This window comes from Sphingomonas alpina, from assembly GCF_014490665.1.
GTDB lineage: Bacteria > Pseudomonadota > Alphaproteobacteria > Sphingomonadales > Sphingomonadaceae > Sphingomonas > Sphingomonas alpina.
On the sequence record NZ_CP061038.1, the window covers coordinates 1,348,777 to 1,368,137 of the forward strand.

At 64.1% G+C, this 19,361-nt stretch carries 15 protein-coding genes; 11 read left to right on the forward strand and 4 right to left on the reverse strand.

Translation table 11 applies throughout. The features are described from left to right. Positions 1 to 91: 91 nt before the first annotated feature. The gene (locus tag H3Z74_RS06230) at positions 92 to 736 is read right to left on the reverse strand and encodes a helix-turn-helix domain-containing protein (RefSeq protein WP_187763072.1); all 645 of its coding nucleotides are present in this window, start codon (positions 734 to 736) and stop codon (positions 92 to 94) included. Between the two features lie 473 nt (positions 737 to 1,209). Between H3Z74_RS06230 and H3Z74_RS06235 the strand changes: the two genes are divergently transcribed. After that, positions 1,210 to 2,937, forward strand: a complete 1,728-nt coding sequence (locus tag H3Z74_RS06235) for an N-acyl-D-amino-acid deacylase family protein (protein ID WP_187763073.1) — start codon at positions 1,210 to 1,212, stop codon at positions 2,935 to 2,937. 165 nt (positions 2,938 to 3,102) lie between these two features. Further along, entirely contained in the window at positions 3,103 to 3,585 is a 483-nt protein-coding gene (locus H3Z74_RS06240) for a hypothetical protein (protein ID WP_187763074.1), read from the forward strand. 64 nt (positions 3,586 to 3,649) lie between these two features. On the opposite strand, the gene H3Z74_RS06245 is transcribed toward H3Z74_RS06240, so the two are convergent. Next, positions 3,650 to 4,360 carry an IclR family transcriptional regulator gene (locus H3Z74_RS06245; RefSeq protein ID WP_229726925.1) on the reverse strand — a complete coding sequence of 237 codons (711 nt, stop codon included), beginning with the start codon at positions 4,358 to 4,360 and terminating at the stop codon, positions 3,650 to 3,652. Positions 4,361 to 4,560: 200 nt separating this feature from the next. Here H3Z74_RS06245 and H3Z74_RS06250 point away from each other — a divergent pair, with 200 nt between their 5' ends. From H3Z74_RS06250 to H3Z74_RS06290, 9 genes are read left to right on the forward strand one after another with little or no spacing between them, the layout of a single operon-like run. Further along, on the forward strand, positions 4,561 to 5,472 hold the full coding sequence (locus tag H3Z74_RS06250; protein WP_229726926.1) for an SDR family NAD(P)-dependent oxidoreductase: 912 nt from the start codon (positions 4,561 to 4,563) through the stop codon (positions 5,470 to 5,472). Further along, complete coding sequence (locus tag H3Z74_RS06255; RefSeq protein WP_187763076.1) at positions 5,472 to 6,308, forward strand: MaoC family dehydratase; 837 nt, start codon at positions 5,472 to 5,474, stop codon at positions 6,306 to 6,308. The genes H3Z74_RS06250 and H3Z74_RS06255 overlap by 1 nt, the downstream gene beginning before the upstream one ends. A gap of 11 nt (positions 6,309 to 6,319) precedes the next feature. After that, positions 6,320 to 7,765: a hydroxymethylglutaryl-CoA synthase family protein gene (locus tag H3Z74_RS06260; RefSeq protein WP_187763077.1), complete on the forward strand. Its 1,446-nt coding sequence runs from the start codon at positions 6,320 to 6,322 to the stop codon at positions 7,763 to 7,765. Positions 7,766 to 7,786: 21 nt separating this feature from the next. Beyond that, complete coding sequence (locus H3Z74_RS06265; RefSeq protein WP_187763078.1) at positions 7,787 to 8,992, forward strand: acetyl-CoA acetyltransferase; 1,206 nt, start codon at positions 7,787 to 7,789, stop codon at positions 8,990 to 8,992. Next, positions 8,985 to 10,154: an acyl-CoA dehydrogenase family protein gene (locus H3Z74_RS06270; protein ID WP_187763079.1), complete on the forward strand. Its 1,170-nt coding sequence runs from the start codon at positions 8,985 to 8,987 to the stop codon at positions 10,152 to 10,154. The genes H3Z74_RS06265 and H3Z74_RS06270 overlap by 8 nt, the downstream gene beginning before the upstream one ends. Beyond that, positions 10,154 to 11,371 (forward strand): CoA transferase, encoded by a 1,218-nt coding sequence (locus H3Z74_RS06275; RefSeq protein WP_187763080.1) that lies wholly within the window; start codon positions 10,154 to 10,156, stop codon positions 11,369 to 11,371. The genes H3Z74_RS06270 and H3Z74_RS06275 overlap by 1 nt, the downstream gene beginning before the upstream one ends. Further along, entirely contained in the window at positions 11,343 to 12,983 is a 1,641-nt protein-coding gene (locus tag H3Z74_RS06280; protein WP_229726927.1) for an acyl-CoA dehydrogenase family protein, read from the forward strand. The genes H3Z74_RS06275 and H3Z74_RS06280 overlap by 29 nt, the downstream gene beginning before the upstream one ends. A gap of 1 nt (position 12,984) precedes the next feature. Then, the gene (locus tag H3Z74_RS06285) at positions 12,985 to 14,136 is read left to right on the forward strand and encodes an acyl-CoA dehydrogenase family protein (protein ID WP_187763082.1); all 1,152 of its coding nucleotides are present in this window, start codon (positions 12,985 to 12,987) and stop codon (positions 14,134 to 14,136) included. Next, the gene (locus H3Z74_RS06290; protein ID WP_187763083.1) at positions 14,136 to 14,972 is read left to right on the forward strand and encodes an HTD2 family dehydratase; all 837 of its coding nucleotides are present in this window, start codon (positions 14,136 to 14,138) and stop codon (positions 14,970 to 14,972) included. Before H3Z74_RS06285 ends, H3Z74_RS06290 begins: the two co-directional genes overlap by 1 nt. Before the next feature lie 612 nt (positions 14,973 to 15,584). Here H3Z74_RS06290 and H3Z74_RS06295 read toward each other — a convergent pair. Then, positions 15,585 to 16,748 carry a DUF3089 domain-containing protein gene (locus tag H3Z74_RS06295; RefSeq protein WP_187763084.1) on the reverse strand — a complete coding sequence of 388 codons (1,164 nt, stop codon included), beginning with the start codon at positions 16,746 to 16,748 and terminating at the stop codon, positions 15,585 to 15,587. A gap of 26 nt (positions 16,749 to 16,774) precedes the next feature. After that, positions 16,775 to 19,126 carry a TonB-dependent receptor gene (locus H3Z74_RS06300; RefSeq protein ID WP_187763085.1) on the reverse strand — a complete coding sequence of 784 codons (2,352 nt, stop codon included), beginning with the start codon at positions 19,124 to 19,126 and terminating at the stop codon, positions 16,775 to 16,777. Between the last annotated feature and the right edge of the window lie 235 nt (positions 19,127 to 19,361).

The window sequence follows — 19,361 nt, forward strand, 5'->3', positions numbered from 1 at the left end:
AAAGGGATTCCACCTAAACCGACGATTTCGCGGCAGGGAACGCGCCTGTTCCACTCGGAGCGAGCCCGCAGTGTCGACGTTTATGACGTCCTCAGGCCGCGGCGATATCCTGGGTGCGTTCCTCATGGATGTTGATCAGCGAGGTCATGAGATTGTCCTCGCCGCTCGACATCACGCCGATCGTCACGGCTTCGTCACAGCCTTCGGCGACGAGATAGGCATGGCCCATCGCTGAATCGATATAGATCGATTCGCCTTCGCCGAGTTCGACCGGGTCGTAGAATTCGGTGTGGACGACGATGCGTCCCTTGACCACGAAGATGAATTCCTCGCCGGCATGACGCACCAGGTCGCCGAACTCCTGCAGCGACTTGGCGCGGATCTTGGTCAAATTGGGGATCATGCGTTTCTGGCGCAATTCGGTGCACAGATAATAATAATCATAATTGGGAGTGTTGACCCGCACCGCCCGATCGAGCGTGCCGATGCTGCGGCGTGCCATCACCCCCGATGTGGCCGATGTTTCGCCCTCGGCGAACATCTCCGACATGCGAATGTTGAGCCGCTCGCTCAATTGCTGCAGCTTGTCATAGGTCAATGTCAGGCGGTCATGTTCGACCTTCGACAAAGTCGACACCGGAATGCCGCTGCGCTCGCTCATCTGCTTCAGCGTCCAGTTGTTGCGGCTGCGAAGCCCCTTCAGCACTGTGCCGAGTGTGAGTTGACCGCTTTGCATCGTCGAACATCTCCTAAAGACCGTTCCGCCAGGACGTCCTGAACGGGACACAATATCCTGTTCAGGGCATATGTAGCAGAGGTCTCATATAAACATCCGTGAAAACTAGCATCACATATAGCGCTCGCGCAATTCAGCGATTCACGACAGCGCCGGCCATGCGATCATATCCGCGCTCGGCGCCGGCTGTTCCCTTCTCAGCAGCCATCGGCGTCGGTGTCGCGGCAATGCTTCAGGCGGTCATTCAATGGGCAACTCAACGGAACAGCAAGATTTGCACATTTTGTCTTGATTAGAGAATATTTTTCTTCTCAATATGGTTTGGCTGAATGAAAGAACGCCAGGCAGGGGATCCCACGTCCGAGAATGTCGGGCTTTCGTCATCCGGTTACCGACCGGTTCGTGATGTTTCGTCCCTCTCGTGACGCCAAAAATCCCGCGACCTGAAAATAAAGCTGATGGGAGAAATCGAGATGAAGTTCCGGACTAGTGCGATCGTCGCCACTCTCCTGACCGCCACGCTGAGCTCGGCCGCGCCCGCACGCAAGGGGGGCGGTCCGACGTATGACACCCTCCTGAAAGGCGGCACCATCTATGACGGGTTGGGCGGCGCAGCGGTGACCGGCGATGTCGCGATCCGCGGCGACCGTATCGTTTATGTCGGTCCAAAGGCGCCGGGTACTGCGCAGACGACGATCGATGCCAAGGGGCTCGCCGTGGCGCCTGGTTTCATCAATATGCTCAGCTGGGCGGTCGAATCCCTGATCGCCGACGGGCGCGGGTTGAGCGATATCCGTCAGGGCGTGACGCTGGAGGTGTTCGGCGAGGGCGACAGTTTCGGGCCGGTGACACCGGGGATGAAGCGGCTCGCGGTCGATCGCCAGAGCGACGTCAAATATCCGATCGCATGGAACTCGCTTGCCGAATATCTCGACTGGCTGGCCAAGCGCGGCATCGCGCCAAATGTCGCTTCGTTCATCGGCGCGACCACCGTGCGCGCGAACGTGCTGGGCGAGGAGGATGTCGATCCGACGCCCGCGCAATTGCAGCAGATGCGCGGCCTGGTGGCGAAGGCGATGCGCGATGGCGCGATCGGGGTGGGATCGTCGCTGATCTATGCGCCTGCCAGTTATGCCGAGACGCCCGAACTGATCGCGCTGGTCGACGAGGTAGGGCGCTGCGACGGCCTGTATATCAGTCATATGCGGTCCGAGGGTGACCGGTTGATCGAGGCGATCGACGAGCTGATCGAGATTTCGCGCAGGACCGGCGCGCGCGCCGAAATCTATCACTTCAAACAAGCCGGAAAGGACAATTGGCCGAAGATCGATGCCGCGATTGCGCGGGTCGAGGCAGCGCGCCAGGCAGGCCTGAAGATCACCGCCGACATGTATCCCTATACCATCGCGGGCTCGGGTCTCGACGCCTCGATGCCGACCTGGGTCCAGTCCGGCGGACTGGAGAAATGGATCGAGCGGATGAAGGATCCGAAGGTCCGTGCGCGGCTGGTCGACGAGATCGGCAAGCCGGGAGTGGGCTGGGAGAATATGTATCGTGCCTCGGGCGGCGCCGACGGGCTGATCGCGGTCGGCTTCAAGAGCGAGAAGCTGAAGCCGCTGACCGGCAAGACCATCGCCGAGATTGCGGCGATGCGCCACACCTCGCCGATCGAGACGATGATGGATCTGGTGATCGAAGATGGCAGCCGGGTCGGCATCATCTATCGCATCATGGACGAGGCAAATGTCGCCCGCGCCGTGGCGCTGCCCTGGATGAGCTTCGGATCGGATGCCGATGCGCAGGCGCCGGAGGGGCCGTTCCTGAAATCGCGGCCGCACCCGCGCGCCTATGGCACTTTCGCGCGGGTGGTCGGTCATTATGCTCGCGACGAAGGGCGGATGCCGATGGCCGAGGCGATCCGGCGCATGACCTCGCTGCCGGCCGCCAATCTCGGCATCAGGGAACGCGGCCGGCTCGCGCCCGGCTATCACGCGGATATTGCGGTCTTCGACCCTAAAAGCTTCGTCGATCGCGCAACCGTGCAGCAGCCCCAGGCCTTCGCCGCCGGCATGCGGTCGGTCTATGTCAACGGCAAGGCTGTGCTGCTCAACGGCGAGCCGACCGCGAACCGGCCGGGCCAGGTCGTGCGCGGACCCGGCTGGACGGGCTGGCCGGGCGGTGGGGCGTGCCGCAAGCGATAGCGGCAGGCCAGGTCAGAACCCACATCGTGAGGTGGCGCCCAGGTCCGAATGCGTCTCGCGTCCCCTTTGCCCAGCTTGCCGTATGGCCATCGCGCGTGTCACCCTCGCGCCAATGGCGACTCGCCGACGCTGACGAGAGGATGTGCAATGCTTCGTTTCGGAATCATGGCCACGCTTGGCCTTACGATCGCGGCCTGCACCAGCGGTGGTGGCCCCAGCGATAACGCGGCGACGGCCAATACTTCCGTCGCCATCGGAAATACCATCGCCGCCTCTGCGGCGCCAACCGGACCATTGGATGCCTGGGTTGGCAAGCATCCATCGGAGAAAGTCGACGGCTTGACCTTCCTGGCGCAGCCATCTGTCAAGGCGGCGGTTGCCGCTGTGCCGGACGCGAAGGTTCGTGATTTCGTGCATGGCTATAACGGACCCGACGCACCGATTGTGAAGAAGGACGGGCGAGTGCTTGCCTGGGGCTGCGAGAAGCATAATTGCGGCTACCATAACTGGTCGGTCTCGATCACGCCGGATGGTTCGAGCGCCGAGGTCTGTTTCTATCAGAACGACGCCAAGCCGGACGGCGCATCGACCTGGTACGTCGCGGCGGGCAAAACCGAACAGCGTCCAGGCAATTGCCCTTCCGAGTAAGGCACCGCAGCCGCGCGGGGCTGCGGGCGATGGCGAGCATTCGCGCCTGACGATCAGGGGCTGCTCATCCCGGCGCGACGGGGTTGGAAATATTCCTGTCCATTCTGGTCAATTGGCCGGCGGCTTCGCGGGTCGCCTCGCCAATGGCGCTAATCATATCGTCGCCATGCTGGCCGCTGAACATCGTGCAGGACAAGACGAAGCGTGCCGCGCCGTCCGCGGTGCCGATGGTCGCAGCCACGCTGGTGACGCCGCGAAGCAGTTGATCCCGGTCCAGCGCCCAGCCGCGGCGACGCGTGGTTTCAAGCTCCGTCACATAATGCTCGATGTCCGGATTTTCCTGCCACCGGACCGCGGCGATTCCTGCGGCAATGCTGCTGTGCGATGCACCGGTCGCCGCCGCGACCGCGCGCCCGGCTGCACCGGCATAAAGCGGTTGCCGCTGGCCGACTACCATATGGATCCGGGTCGCCGCGACACTTTCCGAAAGAGCGACAAGGATGAGGCGCTCGGACGCGGCCAGGCGCCAAAGCCCGCACGCGACGTCGAAACGATCGGCGATATCCCGCATCGCGGGCGCAGCTGCAGATAAGATGTTCTCGCCTCGCGATGGTTGCGCGAGTTCCGCGATGCCGGGGCCGAGCGCATAGCGCTTGGTCGCCGGATCGAACAGGAGCAGCCGCTCCGCAGCGAGCGTCTTGACCAGGTTGAAGCAGCTGCTCGGGCTGATGCCGAGATCGCGCGCAATGGCGTTGACTCCACGTCCGTCCGGCATGGGGCCGAGATAGCGGAGAATGGCGATGGCATGCACCACCGAGCCAACGAACGGGGAGCGTAACGCGGGCCCATGTGAGGGGAGGTCGATTGTCATGATGGATTATTCATTCACATAGATGAATAGCATTCGTGATGTTGAATAACAATCGCCGATGATGATAGAAGGCCTGCAAAGAAAAGGCGGGTGGAGAGTCGCTGATGGGAATGCTCGAGGGCAAGGTGGTCGCCATAACCGGCGCCGGACGCGGCATCGGCCGGGACATTGCGCTGCTCTGCGCGAAGGAGGGCGCAGCGGTGGTCGTCAACGACCTGGGCGGATCCGCCGATGGCGAGGGTAGCGACGCCGGCCCGGCCGAGGAAACCGTCAACGATATCAGGTCAGCCGGCGGCAAGGCGGTGGTCAATGGCGCGAGTGTCGCCGATCCGGCGGGTGCGGCATCGATCGTCGAGGATGCGGTCAGGAATTTCGGGCGGATCGACGCCGTGGTCAACAATGCCGGCATTCTGCGCGACCGCATCTGGCACAAAATGTCGCATGAGGACTGGCAGGCGGTCATCGACGTCCATCTCCACGGCGCCTTCAACGTGTCCAAGGCGGCTACGCCCTATTTCCGCGATCAAGGGGCGGGCAGCTTCATTCATTTCACCTCGACCTCCGGCCTGATCGGCAATTTCGGACAGGCCAATTACTCGGCCGCCAAGCTCGGCATTGTCGGGCTGTCGCAATCGATCGCGCTCGACATGGCGCGCGCCGGGGTGCGCTCCAACTGCATTGCGCCGTTTGCATGGAGCCGGATGGTCGCGACGATCCCGGCAAGCAATGAAGTCGAGGCGCTGCGCCTCGAGCGGCTGAAAACCATGTCGACCGACAAGATCGCGCCGCTCGTCGCCTTTCTCGCGTCCGATGCGTCGGCAGAGGTCACCAACCAGATCTTCTCGGTACGCAAGAACGAGATTTTCCTGTTCTCCAAGCCGCGCCCGATCCGTTCCATGCACCGCGCCGAGGGCTGGACCGTGGAGAGCATCGCCAGCGATTTGCTGCCGGCGTTCCGGCCGAGCTTTTCCGGCCTCGATCGTTCGGGCGACATTTTCGGCTGGGACCCGATCTGATGCCGCTCGATTACGCGTTGCTGAAGGCACTGCCGCCGATCGCCGCGCGGCACGACTGGACGGCGCGTGACACGATGATCTACGCGCTCGGCATCGGCGCGACCGACTTGCCGTTCGTCTATGAAGCGGGCCTCAGCGCACTGCCGACGATGTGCGGCGTGCTCGCTTATCCCGGCTTCATCTGGAAGAATCCCGATTATGGCGTGACCTGGCAAAAGGTCCTTCATGTCGAGCAGACGATCGAGATTCACGGGGCGATCCCGGCGGAAGGACGCTTCAGCGCGGATACGGTGATCGAGTCGATCGTCGACAAGGGCGCGGACAAGGGGGCGATCATCACCACCTCGCGCCGGATCAGCGACGGGGCGGGTCATCACTTCGCGACGGCGCGCGGCGCGATCATCGCGCGTGGGGACGGCGGCTTTGGCGGCGGCGACCCGGCTGCGCCATCGCCAGAGCCGATGCCGGAGAGCGCGCCCGATTTCAGCGTGTCGCTGCCGACCAGCGCGAGTCAGGCAATGCTCTATCGCCTGTCGGGCGATTATAATCCGGTCCATATAGATCCCGAGGTGGCGCGCATCGGCGGGTTCGATCGTCCGATCCTGCATGGCATGTGCACCTACGGCGTTGCCGGGCGCGCGCTGATCGCGGCGCTGTGCGGCAATGATCCGGCGCGGCTGGCGTCGATGACCTGCCGCTTTTCGGCGCCGGTCTATCCCGGCGAGACGATCCGGATCGAAATCTGGCAGGACGGTGCGGGTGAGGCGCGATTCCGCGCGCGGGTCGAGGAGCGCGGCCTGTTCGTGCTCAACCATGGCCGGGTGCAATATCGATGAGCGGAGATACGATGACCGGCATCATTGCCTATGGCGCCTATGTGCCGCGTACACGGTTGCAGCGTGCGGCGGTCCATGCCGCGAACAGCTGGTTCGCACCCGGCCTGAAAGGGCTGGCCAAGGGCGAGCGCGCCATCGCCAATTGGGATGAGGACGCGATCACCATGGCGGTGGAGGCGGGGCGCGATTGCCTGAATAATGTGGATCGTACGCAGCTGGCGTCGGTGATGCTGGCATCGACCAGCCTGCCTTTTGTCGATCGCCAGAATGCCGGGGTGGTCAAGGAAGCGCTCAACCTGCCCGACGCGATCGCCACGCTCGACGTGACGGGCAGCCAGCGTGCCGGCACCTCTTCGTTGCTGAGTGCGCTGCAGGCAGTGGCCGGCGGCAGCGGGCCGATCCTCCATCTTGCGGCTGAGAAGCGCCAGGCATTGCCCGCATCCGAGGCGGAGATGGTGCAGGGCGATGCGGCCTCGGCGTTGCTGGTTGGAAGCGAGAACCCGATCGCGCGGCTTGTCGGTCATCACGGCGTGGCCACCGATTTCGTCGACCATTTCCGCGCCAGTGGGCAAGCGTTCGATTATGGCTGGGAGACGCGCTGGATCCGCGATGAAGGGATCGGCAAGATCCTCGGCGGCGCGATCCGCGATGCGCTGATCAAGTTCGGGCTCGACGGAAGTGCGATCGACCGGCTGATCGTACCGATCACCACGCGCGGCGTTGCCGAGGGGCTGGCCAGGGCCGCGGGCATTGCGCCAGCGGCGATCGTTGATGCGCTGGCCGCGACGGTCGGCGAAAGCGGCGCGGCGCACGCCACGCTGATGCTGGCGCATGCGCTGGAGAGCGCAAAGCCCGGCGAGCGCATCCTCGTCACCAGCTTCGGCCAGGGGGCGGACATATTGCTGTTCGAAGTGACCGAGGCGATCGCCGGGGCAAAGCCATTGTCCGGGGTGTCGGGCTGGCTTGCACGGCGCAGGGAAGAGAGCAATTACCTGAAATATCTCTCGCTGCGCGGCTTGCTGGCACTCGATCGCGGGATGCGCGCGGAGCAGGATCACAAGGTTGCTCTGACTGCGCTTTACCGCAACCGCAAGGCGGTGCTCGGGCTGGTCGGCGGACGCTGCAGCAAGACCGGGACGGTGCAGTTCCCGAAGACCGATATCAGCGTCAATCCCAATGACCATGCGATCCGCACGCAGGAGGATTATCCGCTCGCCGAACTGCCGGCGAGAATTCTGACTTATACCGCGGACAGCCTGACCTACTCGCCCGATCCGCCGAGCTGTTATGGCAGTATCGAATTCGAGGGCGGCGGCCGGATGATGGCCGAATTCGCCGATATCGAACCCGATGCAATCGAGGTCGGTGCTGCCTTGCGGATGATGTTCCGCATCAAGGCAGTGGACGAGAAGCGCGATTTCAAACGCTATTTCTGGAAAGCGGCTCCGGCCGGCTGACACCATTTAAGGAGCTGGCCGATGGCCCGAGGGATCAAGGACAAGGTCGCCATATTGGGCATGGGATGCACCAAGTTCGGCGAGCGCTGGGACAAGGATGCCGACCAGCTGATGGTCGAGGCCTATGAGGAAGCGATCACCGATGCCGGGATCGAGACCTCGCAGATCGACGCCGCCTGGTTGGGTGCGGCATTCGATGCGGTCAATATCGGGCCGTCGGGCATTCCGTTGTCGATGGCGCTGCGGCTCAAGAATATCGGCGTGACCAAGGTCGAGAATTACTGCGCCAGCGGCACCGAGAGTTTTCGGGGTGCGGTCTATGCGGTGGCGTCTGGCGCAGCCGACATCGCGCTGGCGATGGGGGTCGAGAAATTGAAGGACACCGGCTATGGCGGCTTGCCGGTGCGGACGCGCGGCACGACCCATGACATGATCGGCATCACCGGCTCGGCACCGGGTAATTTCGCTCAGCTCGCCTCGGCCTATCGCGCCGAGCACGGCGTATCCAAGGATGATCTGAAACAGGCGATGGCGCATGTCTCGGTCAAGAGCCATGCCAATGGTGCGAAGAACCCCAAGGCGCATCTCCAGAAGGAAGTGAGCATGGAGACGGTGCTGAATGCGCCGATGATCGCCGAGCCGCTCGGGCTGTTCGATTGCTGCGGCGTCTCCGACGGGGCGGCCTGCGCGATCGTGACCACGCCTGAGATCGCCCGCGCGCTGGGCAAGACCGACATCATCACGGTGAAGGCGCTGCAGGTTGCGACCTCCAATGGCTGGGAATTGCAGGGATCGGGCTGGAATGGCGCCTATTTCCCGACCACCCGGATTGCCGCGACCCGCGCCTATGAAGAGGCCGGCATCACCGATCCGCGTAGCCAGATCAGCCTGATGGAGGTGCATGACTGTTTCTCGATCACCGAGCTGGTGACGATGGAGGATCTGCACATCTCGAAGGAAGGCGAAGGGTGGAGGGATGTACTCGATGGCTTCTTCGATGCCGATGGAACCCTGCCATGCCAGATCGATGGCGGGCTCAAATGCTTCGGTCATCCGATCGGCGCGTCGGGCCTGCGCATGATCTACGAGAATTATCTCCAGCTGCTCGGCCGCGCCGGCCCGCGTCAGCGCAGCACGCCGCCGGTGTTCGGGCTGAGCCATAACCTCGGCGGCATGCCCAACCAGAATGTCTGTGCGATCGCAATCGTGGGAATGGCCGATGCCTGACACCGGAATGGACCAGGACGTGTTCGAGGCGTTCATCGACCAGCTCAAACGCTATGTCCGCGAGCGCCTGATCCCGGCGGAAAAGCAGGTCATCGAGACCGATTGCATCCCCGACGACATTCTTGCCGAGATGCGCGAGATGGGGCTGTTCGGGATCACCATGCCGGTCGAGTATGGCGGCTCGGGCATGAACGTCTCGCAATATGTCGAGACGATCCGCCAGCTTTCCTATGCCATGCCCTGTTATCGCTCGATCACCTCGATCAATATCGGCATGACCTGTTCGGCGATCGTGAAGAGCGGGACGGCGGAGCAGAAAGCGCACTGGCTACCACGGCTTGCGGCGGGCGAGATCGCCTCGTTCGGGCTGACCGAGCCGGGCAGCGGATCGGACTCGGCGGCGATGGCGACCACCGCGGTGCGTTCGGGCAATGGTTATGTGCTGAACGGTACCAAGCGCTACATCACCAATGCGCCGTTTGCGAAGGTCGCCTTGATCATGGCGCGGACCAGCAAGGAGGCGCTGCCGAAGAACGCTCATGTCAGCGCCTTCCTCGTGCCGATGGATTCGCCGGGCGTCAGTGTCGGCAAGTCGGACAAGAAGATGGGGCAGGCCGGATCGCATATCGCCGACATCGTCATGGAGGATGTCCATGTTTCGGGCGATGCGTTGCTTGGCGGCGAAGAGGGCAAGGGCTTCCTGATCGCCATGCAGAGCCTCAACAACGGCCGGCTTTCAGTCGCGGCGGCGAGCGTCGGCTATGCGCGGCGGATCCTCGATTCCGCGACGCGCTACGCCACGGAGCGTAAGGCGTTCGGCGAGCCGATCGCCAATTTCCAGCTGATCCAGGCGATGCTCGCCGACAGCCAGGCCGAGATCTACGCCGCCGAATGCATGATCGCCGACGCGACGCGCCGCGCCGATGCCGGCGAGGCCGTGCTGGTGCAGGCGGCCAGCGCAAAGATGTTCGCGTCGGAAATGTGCGGCCGGGTCGCCGATCGCTGCGTCCAGATTTACGGCGGCGCGGGGTATCTCGCCGAATATGAGGCGGAGCGTTTCTTCCGCGATGCGCGGATCTACCGCATCTATGAAGGGACCACACAGATCCTGCAGCTGGTCATCGCCAAGAATATGCTGCGTGAATTTGCGAGTGCGGCCTGATGTACGATCTGCTCGGCAAGCTGCGCGTGGTCGAGGCGGCATCGTTCATCGCATCGCCCACCGCCGGACTGTATCTCGCACAGATGGGAGCGGAAGTGATCCGCGTCGACCAGATTGGCGGCGGCCCCGATTTCAAGCGCTGGCCGCTCGCCGACAATGGCGCGAGCTTCGCCTGGGAAGGGCTCAACAAGGGCAAGAAATCGGTCGCGCTCGATCTGTCGCGTCCGGAAGGCCGCGAACTGCTTGTCGCGCTGGCAACCGCGCCGGGTGACGATGGCGGCGTGTTCCTGACCAATTTCCCGGTCGGCGGCTTCCTTGCGCATGAGCATTTGGTCAAGCGGCGCGCAGACCTGATCACGGTGCGCATCATGGGCCAGGCCGATGGCCGCACCGCATTCGATCATACGGTCAATTCGGCGATCGGCATTCCCAACCTCACTGGCCCGGTCGGTCATGAAGGCGCACCGGTCAATCATGTCCTGCCGGCATGGGACCTGCTGACCGGCGCCTATTCCGCCTTCGCGCTGCTCGCCGCCGAACGGCATCGGCGCGACACCGGGCAGGGACAGGAAGTGCGCATTCCGCTCTCCGATGTCGGGATCGCGACGATCGCCAATCTGGGTCAGGTTGCCGAAGTGCTCCACACCGGCGTCAGCCGGCAGCGCTACGGCAATGCGCTGTATGGCTCGTTCGGGCGCGATTTCGTGACCGGCGACGGCAAGCGGTTGATGATCATGGCGCTCACCACGCGGCAATGGGCCGGTCTGATCAAGACGCTCGGGATTGGCGACGCGGTCGCGCGGATCGAGGCGGCGCAGGGCGTCGCCTTTGCGACCTACGAGGGCGCGCGGTTCGATCATCGCGATGCATTGTTCGCGCTGGTCGAGGCGGCATTCGCCACGCGTCAGGCCGGCGAACTCTGCGCGGCATTCGATGCCAATGGATGCTGCTGGGGACCGTACAAGACCACGGTCGAGGCCGCGTCCGATCCGGCGATGGTCACGCAGAACCCGATCTTTTCCAGCATCGCCCAGCCAAGCGAGATGACCTATCCGGTGGCCGGATCGATGGCGACATTGCCACAGTCGCAGCGCCTGACGCCGGTGCGCGCGCCCTATCTCGGCGAGCATAGCGACGAGATTCTGGCCGATGTGCTTGGCCTCGGTTCGGGCGAGATCGGCCGGTTGCATGACGCCGGCGTGGTGGCCAGTGCCTGAGATCGCGGCCGCGCTCGATGCGGCGGAGGGTTATGCCGCTGCCGCATTGGCTGCGGTGCGTGCGCGGGTAGTGGTGGATGGCACGGTCGACCCGCGGGCAATCGATCGCGAGCAGCGCGCTGTGCATGGCTATGCCTGGATCGAGACCACGCTGACCGCGCTCAGGACACTCGTGCGCTGGGCCGATGCGCGTGCGGAACCGGGGTCGGTCGAGGCGCTGGTGGTCGAAATCGGTTTTGGCGAATATCTCGCGCAGCTCTCGGGTGGAATCCCGATGGGGCAGAATGAGTTTTGCCGCCCGGCCGATCTCGGAATCGCCGCTGCCGCCGCGACCCTGATGCAGGACGACGCGGTGGCGCGGCTGGTCGCGTCGGGGAACAGCGCAGCCAATCGCGCGGCGCTGGTCGAACGGCTGCGCGGCGGCGACGGCATTGCCGAGACGCTTGGCGACCCGACGCTCGATGCGGTACGCGACCAGTTCCGCCGCTTCACCGAAGCGCGCATCCTGCCGTTCGCGCATCGCTGGCATCTCGACAATGCGCTGATCCCGGATGCGATCGTCGCGGAGATGGCGGCGCTTGGTACCTTCGGCGTGTGCATCGACGAGGCTTATGGCGGGCTCGGGCTGGGCAAGCTCACCATGTGCGTGGTGACCGAGGAATTGAGCCGGGGATGGATCGGCGCAGGGTCGCTCGGTACACGCTCGGAGATTGCCGGGGAGCTGATCGCGCTCGCCGGAACCGACGCGCAGAAAGCTGAATGGCTGCCGCGGATTGCGAGCGGCGAAGTGCTGCCGACCGCAGTCTTTACCGAGCCCGACACCGGATCCGATCTCGGCGGGCTGACCACGCGCGCGACACGCGGTGCAGAGGGCTGGTCGATCACGGGCGCCAAGACCTGGATCACTCATGCCGCGCGCAGTGACTTGATGACCCTGCTTGCTCGCACGAGAAGTGATGTGCCGGGTTATGCCGGGCTCAGCATGTTCCTTGTAGCCAAACCGCGCGGGTCCGACGCCGCTCCTTTTCCCGCACCGGGCATGACCGGCACCGAGATCGAAGTGCTCGGCTATCGCGGGATGCGCGAATATGAGCTGGCTTTTGACGGCATGCTCGCGCCCGCCGACGCATTGCTTGGCGGCGAAGCGGGGCAGGGGTTCAAGCAGCTGATGCGTACCTTCGAAGGCGCGCGGATCCAGACCGCTGCGCGCGCGGTCGGGGTGGCGCGGCGCGCGTTCGAGCTTGGCTTCGACTATGCGGTGGGGCGCCGCCAGTTCGGGCGGCCGATCATCGATTTCCCGCGTGTGTCGGACAAGCTGGCGATGATGGCGGTCGATCATGTGCTGGCGCGCGAGCTGACCTATTTCGCAGCGCGCGAGAAGGACAAGGGGCGGCGCTGCGATATCGAGGCGGGGATGGCCAAGCTGTTCGCCGCACGCGCCGCATGGGCCAATGCCGACGCCGCGCTGCAGATTCATGGCGGCAATGGCTATGCGCTGGAATATGAGATCAGCCGGGTGCTGTGTGATGCGCGTATTCTCAATATCTTCGAGGGCGCAGCGGAGATCCAGGCGCAGGTGATCGCGCGCGGCCGGTTGCAGGAGCGAAACTGAGATGGATCACGATCACAGCGCGATCCGCGAGGAAGTCGCCAAGCTGTGCGGCGATTTCCCGGGCGAGTATTGGCGCGCCAAGGATCGCGACCGCGCCTATCCCGGCGAGTTTGTCGATGCGCTGACCCGGGCCGGATATCTCGCTGCACTTATCCCTGAGGCTTATGGCGGTGCGGGTCTGCCACTTTCCGGGGCCGCCGCGATACTTGAGGAAATCCAGCGTCAGGGCTGCAATGGCGGCGCCTGCCATGCGCAGATGTACATCATGGGGACCTTGCTGCGGTACGGGTCGGCAGCGCAAAAGGTCGAATATCTGCCCCGCATCGCATCGGGCGATTTGCGGCTCCAGGCGTTCGGGGTCAGCGAACCGACCAGCGGCACCGATACGCTATCGATCCAGACCTTCGCGCGGCGCGAGGGCGACCATTATATCGTCAGCGGGCAGAAGATCTGGACCTCGCGCGCGGAGCATTCGGACCTGATGCTGCTGCTCGCGCGGACCACGCCGCGGGACAAGGTGGCCAAACGCACCGAGGGCCTGTCGGTCTTTCTCGTCGATATGCGCGCGGCGCGCGAGCAGGGGCTGACGATCCGCCCGATCGACACGATGATGAATCATGCGACGACCGAGATCTTCTTCGACGATGTCCCGGTCCCGGCCGCCAATCTGATCGGGGAGGAGGGCAAGGGCTTTCGCTACATCCTGTCGGGCATGAATGCGGAACGCCTGCTGATCGCTGCGGAATGTATCGGCGACGCCAAATGGTTTCTCGACAAGGCGGTCGCCTATGCCGGGGAGCGCAAGGTATTCGGCCGGCCGATCGGGCAGAATCAGGGCGTCGCCTTCCCGCTTGCGCGTGCTTATGCGCAGATGCGTGCGGCCGAGCTGATGGTGCATGAAGGCTTGAGCAAATATGAAGCGGACGGCGATGTCGGCGAGGAAGCCAATATCGCCAAACTGCTGGCGTCGGAGGCGAGCTGGGCAGCGGCCGAGGCGTGCGTCCAGACGCATGGCGGCTTCGGCTTTGCCGCCGAATATGATGTCGAACGCAAGTTTCGGGAGACGCGACTTTATCAGGTCGCGCCGATCTCGACCAACCTCATCCTGTCCTATCTGGCCGAGCATGTGCTTGGCCTGCCGCGATCCTATTGATGGCCGATCCGACTGCCTGGATCGGCCGTGAGGCGCGCGCCACCGACATGGTAACGGCCGGCGCGGTCGCGCGCTTCCGGGCGACGATCGACCGCCCCGGCGATGGTCCTGCCGCGCCGCCGGGATTTCATTGGAGCCTGTGCCTGCCCGATACGCCGACCGACGCGCTTGGCGAGGACGGGCATCCGCTAAAGGGCGGCTTCCTGCCACCCATCGATCTGCCGCGCCGGATGTGGGCGGGGAGCGAGGTGCGCTTCCTGCGGCCGATCGCGATCGGCGCGGCGATCGAGCGCGTATCGACCATTGCCGCGATCCGCGAGAAGCAGGGTAGCAGTGGGCCATTGGCCTTTGTCGAGATCGACCATCTCACGCGAGCGGACGGAGCCGATGCAGTCAGCGAGCGCCAGACGATCGTCTATCGCGCGGCATCGACCGAACCGATGCCGTTGCCGGCAACCGGTGGCGCAGAGCTTAACGGATGGGATCGGCAGCGCACGCTCACGCCCGGCGCGGCGCTGCTGCAGCGTTATTCGGCGCTGACCTTCAACAGCCACCGTATCCATTACGACCTGCCCTATGCGACCGGCGTGGAGGGGTATCCCGGGCTGGTCGTCCATGGCCCGCTGATCGCGACATTGCTGCTCGATCTGGTTGCGCAGCATATCGGGCCGGATGCGATCGGCGGTCTTTCGTTCAGGGCACTCGCCCCCGCCATTGCCGGGCAGGCGTTGCACTTGCTGGCGCGTGCCGATGGTGACGCGATCGAGCTTGCCGCGCAGCGCGATGATGGAAGCGTCGCGATGCGGGCGCGGGTGGCGATCCGGCGGAATGGCTAGAGCGATTTCGAGCTGAGTTGGTCCATGCCCTTCCGTTCGCCCTGAGCTTGTCGAAGCCTGTCCTGAGCGCCTGCCTTGGCAGGCAGTCGAAGGGGGCCGTTTTTCTCTTTTCGACGCAGAAGAAGAAGGACGGTGCTTCGACAAGCTCAGCACGAACGGGGAAGGGAGTTCCGCCCAAGTCCATGAGACTCTTGAGTATCGGGCTTAGGCACCCGCGTGGGGGCAGGCCGTGCACGACGCCATTGCGCCGATCGCGTCGTGGCAATCATGGTCTCAACACTGAGAAAGAGCGCGCCGGTACCAGTCCGCCAAGGATGAGATGCCTGATCTTGTGTGATGGTTGAATCGCCGTTGGCGACAGGGCTGCGGGGACGAGTGGGGAGATATGGGACACCGGTCGTGTCCCGTATCTCTCTTCCTGCTGTCTGAATGATAAGGCATAAAATGATTTTATATCAGATATTTAATTCATTTCTTTGAATAAGCCACTCATTGTCACCCCCGCGAAAGCGGGGGTCCCGCTTCTTCGTCCTAGTGCGGGGCAAGGCAGCGGGATCCCCGCTTTCGCGGGGATGACAGAGGGTAAGATAGACTCCTGGGGAGATACCTCCGCTATTGCGGAGACGGCTTGCGCGCGGCCGTGGCGTGAGGCGATCCGGCGGCGGGCTGCTGCGCTTTCCAGGCATCGACCCGCTCCATGGCATTGCCTCTGATCGCGGCATAGAAGATGCCGTAATCGCCGAGATGATAGCTGCCATAGAGCGCGCTCAGGGCGTCGTGAAAGCCGCTCGGCGCCGACCAGGGGATATCGACCTTGAGCAGGCTTTCGTCGCACACCGCGCCGGTCAGATGCGGCGTGAGGGCGGGCAGGGCCCGGCTCGCCTTGTCGGCACCTGGCTTGGGGAAGGGCAGGCTGCCGGGATTGGCGTTGGCGGGCGCTGCATCCTCGCGGCGCCAGGTCAGTGGATTGACGCAGATGGCGGGTGGCTGGCCGCTGCTCTTCTCGCTGCCACGCCACCAATAGGTTTTGTCGCGCACCAGTTGGAAGGCTCCGGTGCGCCCGGTCTGGCTGGTGTTCCAGGACAGGATGCAGCCGGTTTGCCGCGGCCCGTCGCAAACCGGCAGGCCAATCGTGCCGAAGTCGGACGGGGCATAGGCGCCAATCACATAGGCAGCGACCATGCGCGCCTGTAGCGGGGTGCCGAGAATCTCCGCCTGGAGCAGCTTGACCGCATGCATTGATCCCTGGCTGTGCGCCGCGATCAGGAACGGGCGGCCCTTATTTTCATGCGCGATGAAATAGCGAAAGGCGCGTGCGACATCGGCATAGGCAAGCGCCACTGCCGGACGGCTCTTGTCCAGTGCGCGCAAGGACGCCTGGCGGTAATGCGGCGCGAAGATGCGGCAACAACCGTTAAACGCGCTGGCCTGGCCAAGCAGGACAGCGGGGTCGAACTCCGACACGTTGTCGTAAGCGACGTTCCAGACATCGCTTTGCTGATAGGTGGTCGGGTGGATGAAGAAGACATCGGCGGGCGCAGTCGCTTCATCGACTGCGGTCACGCCCGGTGTGATCGAGCGTTCGAGCCCGCCACGCCCCGGATAGGCCAGCCAGGCATCGGCCCGGGCATAATCGGGCTCGGGCGGGACATGCGCGGCGTCGAACGGCAGCGACGGCGACCCGAAGGTCGCGACGACGGTCGCGACCGGGCCGATACCTGCCATGCCAAGCAGGATGGCTGCACCGCCCCCGGCCAGGGCGAGCAACGCCGCCATCTTCGCGATCCTCCAGCCGCGCACCCCTAAAATTGCCGGCGCACGCCCAGGCCGATCGTCCGCGGCCGCAGCGTGATGGCGGCCTCGATCCCGCTGACGACATTATGATCGAGCAGCGGCGCCTTATCGAGCAGGTTGTTGACGAACAGATCGACCTGCCAGGTTCCGGTGTCGATCAGCACGCCCAGGTTGACCACGTCATAGGATTGTTGCCGCTGCGTGAAATTGTTGCTCAGAACCGGGCCGGTCGGGGTTGTCACGACGAAGCTGTCCTCGAACATCCTCAGGCTCGAGCTGCGATACTGATAATCGGCCCGAGCCGTCGCGGTGACGTCGCCGCCGAGCGGGAAATGATAGGCGATATTGGCGTTCGCGATCCATTTCGGCGTGTCGAGCACCGGTTGCCCGACCCTGGCCGAAACGCCGGTCGCGCTTCGGGAGATCTTCGCGTCGGTATAGCTCGCCGCGACGCCGAGCGTCAGGCCGTCGACCACGAACTGGCTGCTCAGTTCCGCGCCCTTGATCTTCGCCCCGCCGACATTGCCGCTGAACGAGAAGCCGCAGCCCGGCAGGAAGACATTCTGCTGAATATTCTTCCAGTCGGTCCGGAAGGCCGCGGCGTTCAGGGTCAGGCGGCGGTCGAGGAACTGGTTCTTGCTGCCGACTTCATAGGTCCAGAGCGAATCCGACCGGTAGCTGATCGGTACCGAAGACAGGCCGAGATTGGCCAGATCGGCCTGGCACTGGCCCGGCGCCACGGCGAACGGATTGCCGCCGCCGGGACGGAAACCCTTGGCGGCGCTGGCATAGACCAGAGCGTCACGACCGGCGCGATAGGCCAGCTCGAACTTCGGATTGACCCCGCTCTGGCTGGTGTCGGCCGCACCGTGCGTGACGCCGCCGTTCAGCACGCCGTCGCCGCGCGTGTCGATCGTCTGCTTGAGATGGAAATAGCGCAGCGCGGCGGTGGCATCGAGGCCGGGCAGGATTTCGAAGGTGAGGTCGGCAAAGGCGGCATATTGAGTCAGTTTGCTGACGGTATTGCCGTGATAGACCGTGTCGGTGCCGGTCCCGAGCAAGGCGCCGACCCCGATCGAGTTGACCGTCTGGTCGAGTTCGTCACGCTGATGCGAATAATAAAGGCCGGCGGTCCAGCGCAGCCGTGCCGCCGGGTTCGACGATGCCGCACGCAGTTCCTGACTGAACGTCTTGGTGGTGCTGTTCGAGGCGTTGGGCGAATTGACGCCGTACAGCGCGGGCACCAGCGTCGCGATATAGAAGGAATAGTCGCGGTCGAACCGGACCGAGCGATCAACATAGGCGGTCAGCGAGGTGAGATCGACGCCGCCCAGACGCTTGACCATGTTCAGCGAATAGACGCCGAGATCATCATCGGTCGGCTGTGCCAGCCGGAAGGAACTCTGCAGGTCGGGAAGGTTCGTCCAGAACGCGCCGGTATTCTTCTGGCGATAGGCCTGGCGGAACAGCGACGGGGTGATGTCGAGCGACGGATCGGGCTGCCACAGCAATGCCGCCTTCACCGCCAGCACATGGTCCGAATTCTGATCCTTGTCGGCCAGCGTGCTGAGCGAAGGACGCGCGAGCGGCGTCAGTGCGGCGGGCGGTGCGGTCGTGCTGGTCCGCACATCGACGGCGGTGCCGTTCGCGACATTGTCGATATAGCCGGCATTGCTGCGATAGAGCACGCCGGTGCGCAGCGCGAGCTTGTCCGACAGCGGCAGGTTGAGCACCGCTTCGCCCTGATAGGAGACGCCGCCATGTGCGGTGCTCGATATTCCGGCGGCGGTATCGACGGTGGTCTTGCCCAGTTCCGGCGCGTGGCTGACATATTTGATCGCGCCGCCCATCGCGCTGCCGCCGTACAGGGTGCCCTGCGGCCCTTTCAGGATCTCGACCCGGCTGAAGTCGAAGAACACCGGGTCGGCCGCGCCACTGAAGGCGTTGGTCACGCCGAGCAGCGATATGTCGTCGAGATAGATGCCGACGGTCGGGCTGGGCGAGGTCGTGCTGACGCCGCGAATGCTGTAGCGGCTCTGGCCCAGTTCGGCACCGGAGAAGGAGACGCCGGGCACCTTGCGCAGCACGTCCTTGAAGTCGCGGGCATTGCCCTGGCGCAGATCGGCGGCGGAGAAAGCGGAAACGGAAAGCGGCGCGTCCTGCAGGCGTTCGTTGCGCTTGCGGGCGGTGACCACGATGTCGTCGTTCGTGGCCTCTTCTTCCTGCAACTGAGGCTCTGGCTGAGCCGCGGCTTGCGCTTGAGGCTCAGTTTGAGCCTGGGCCGATGCCAATGGGATGGCGTTGCCGATCGTGGCGAACGCGAGCGCAGTCCAGGCGGTGCTGCTAAGATGATATCGCATAATGTCCCTCCGTCCCAACCGGGCGTCCCTCGCCCTGTACGCCGCGCCTGATTGGGGGTCGCGTCGCCTTTTTGGGTAATTCAACGCGATCACTCATCCACGCCTTTTGATCGCATGTTGTTATGCGCGGATACGGGTTGCTTATGGCGCGCGCAGAAAATCGTCCGTGGCGGCTGTAATTTGGCAAGGACCGGCTTCCATGCGAAGCTGGAGGTTGGCACGCGGCTTACCCGAG

Bases quoted from the DNA above. Each gene is read 5' to 3' on its own strand.
- H3Z74_RS06295 (WP_187763084.1), bottom strand. From the start codon at position 16,748: ATGGCGGCGTTGCTCGCCCTGGCCGGGGGCGGTGCAGCCATCCTGCTT.
- H3Z74_RS06230 (WP_187763072.1), bottom strand. From the start codon at position 736: ATGCAAAGCGGTCAACTCACACTCGGCACAGTGCTGAAGGGGCTTCGC.
- H3Z74_RS06290 (WP_187763083.1), top strand. From the start codon at position 14,136: ATGGCCGATCCGACTGCCTGGATCGGCCGTGAGGCGCGCGCCACCGAC.
- H3Z74_RS06235 (WP_187763073.1), top strand. From the start codon at position 1,210: ATGAAGTTCCGGACTAGTGCGATCGTCGCCACTCTCCTGACCGCCACG.
- H3Z74_RS06275 (WP_187763080.1), top strand. From the start codon at position 10,154: ATGTACGATCTGCTCGGCAAGCTGCGCGTGGTCGAGGCGGCATCGTTC.
- H3Z74_RS06285 (WP_187763082.1), top strand. From the start codon at position 12,985: ATGGATCACGATCACAGCGCGATCCGCGAGGAAGTCGCCAAGCTGTGC.
- H3Z74_RS06245 (WP_229726925.1), bottom strand. From the start codon at position 4,360: ATGCCGGACGGACGTGGAGTCAACGCCATTGCGCGCGATCTCGGCATC.
- H3Z74_RS06255 (WP_187763076.1), top strand. From the start codon at position 5,472: ATGCCGCTCGATTACGCGTTGCTGAAGGCACTGCCGCCGATCGCCGCG.
- H3Z74_RS06250 (WP_229726926.1), top strand. From the start codon at position 4,561: ATGGGAATGCTCGAGGGCAAGGTGGTCGCCATAACCGGCGCCGGACGC.
- H3Z74_RS06300 (WP_187763085.1), bottom strand. From the start codon at position 19,126: ATGCGATATCATCTTAGCAGCACCGCCTGGACTGCGCTCGCGTTCGCC.
- H3Z74_RS06240 (WP_187763074.1), top strand. From the start codon at position 3,103: ATGGCCACGCTTGGCCTTACGATCGCGGCCTGCACCAGCGGTGGTGGC.
- H3Z74_RS06270 (WP_187763079.1), top strand. From the start codon at position 8,985: ATGCCTGACACCGGAATGGACCAGGACGTGTTCGAGGCGTTCATCGAC.
- H3Z74_RS06280 (WP_229726927.1), top strand. From the start codon at position 11,343: ATGACGCCGGCGTGGTGGCCAGTGCCTGAGATCGCGGCCGCGCTCGAT.
- H3Z74_RS06265 (WP_187763078.1), top strand. From the start codon at position 7,787: ATGGCCCGAGGGATCAAGGACAAGGTCGCCATATTGGGCATGGGATGC.
- H3Z74_RS06260 (WP_187763077.1), top strand. From the start codon at position 6,320: ATGACCGGCATCATTGCCTATGGCGCCTATGTGCCGCGTACACGGTTG.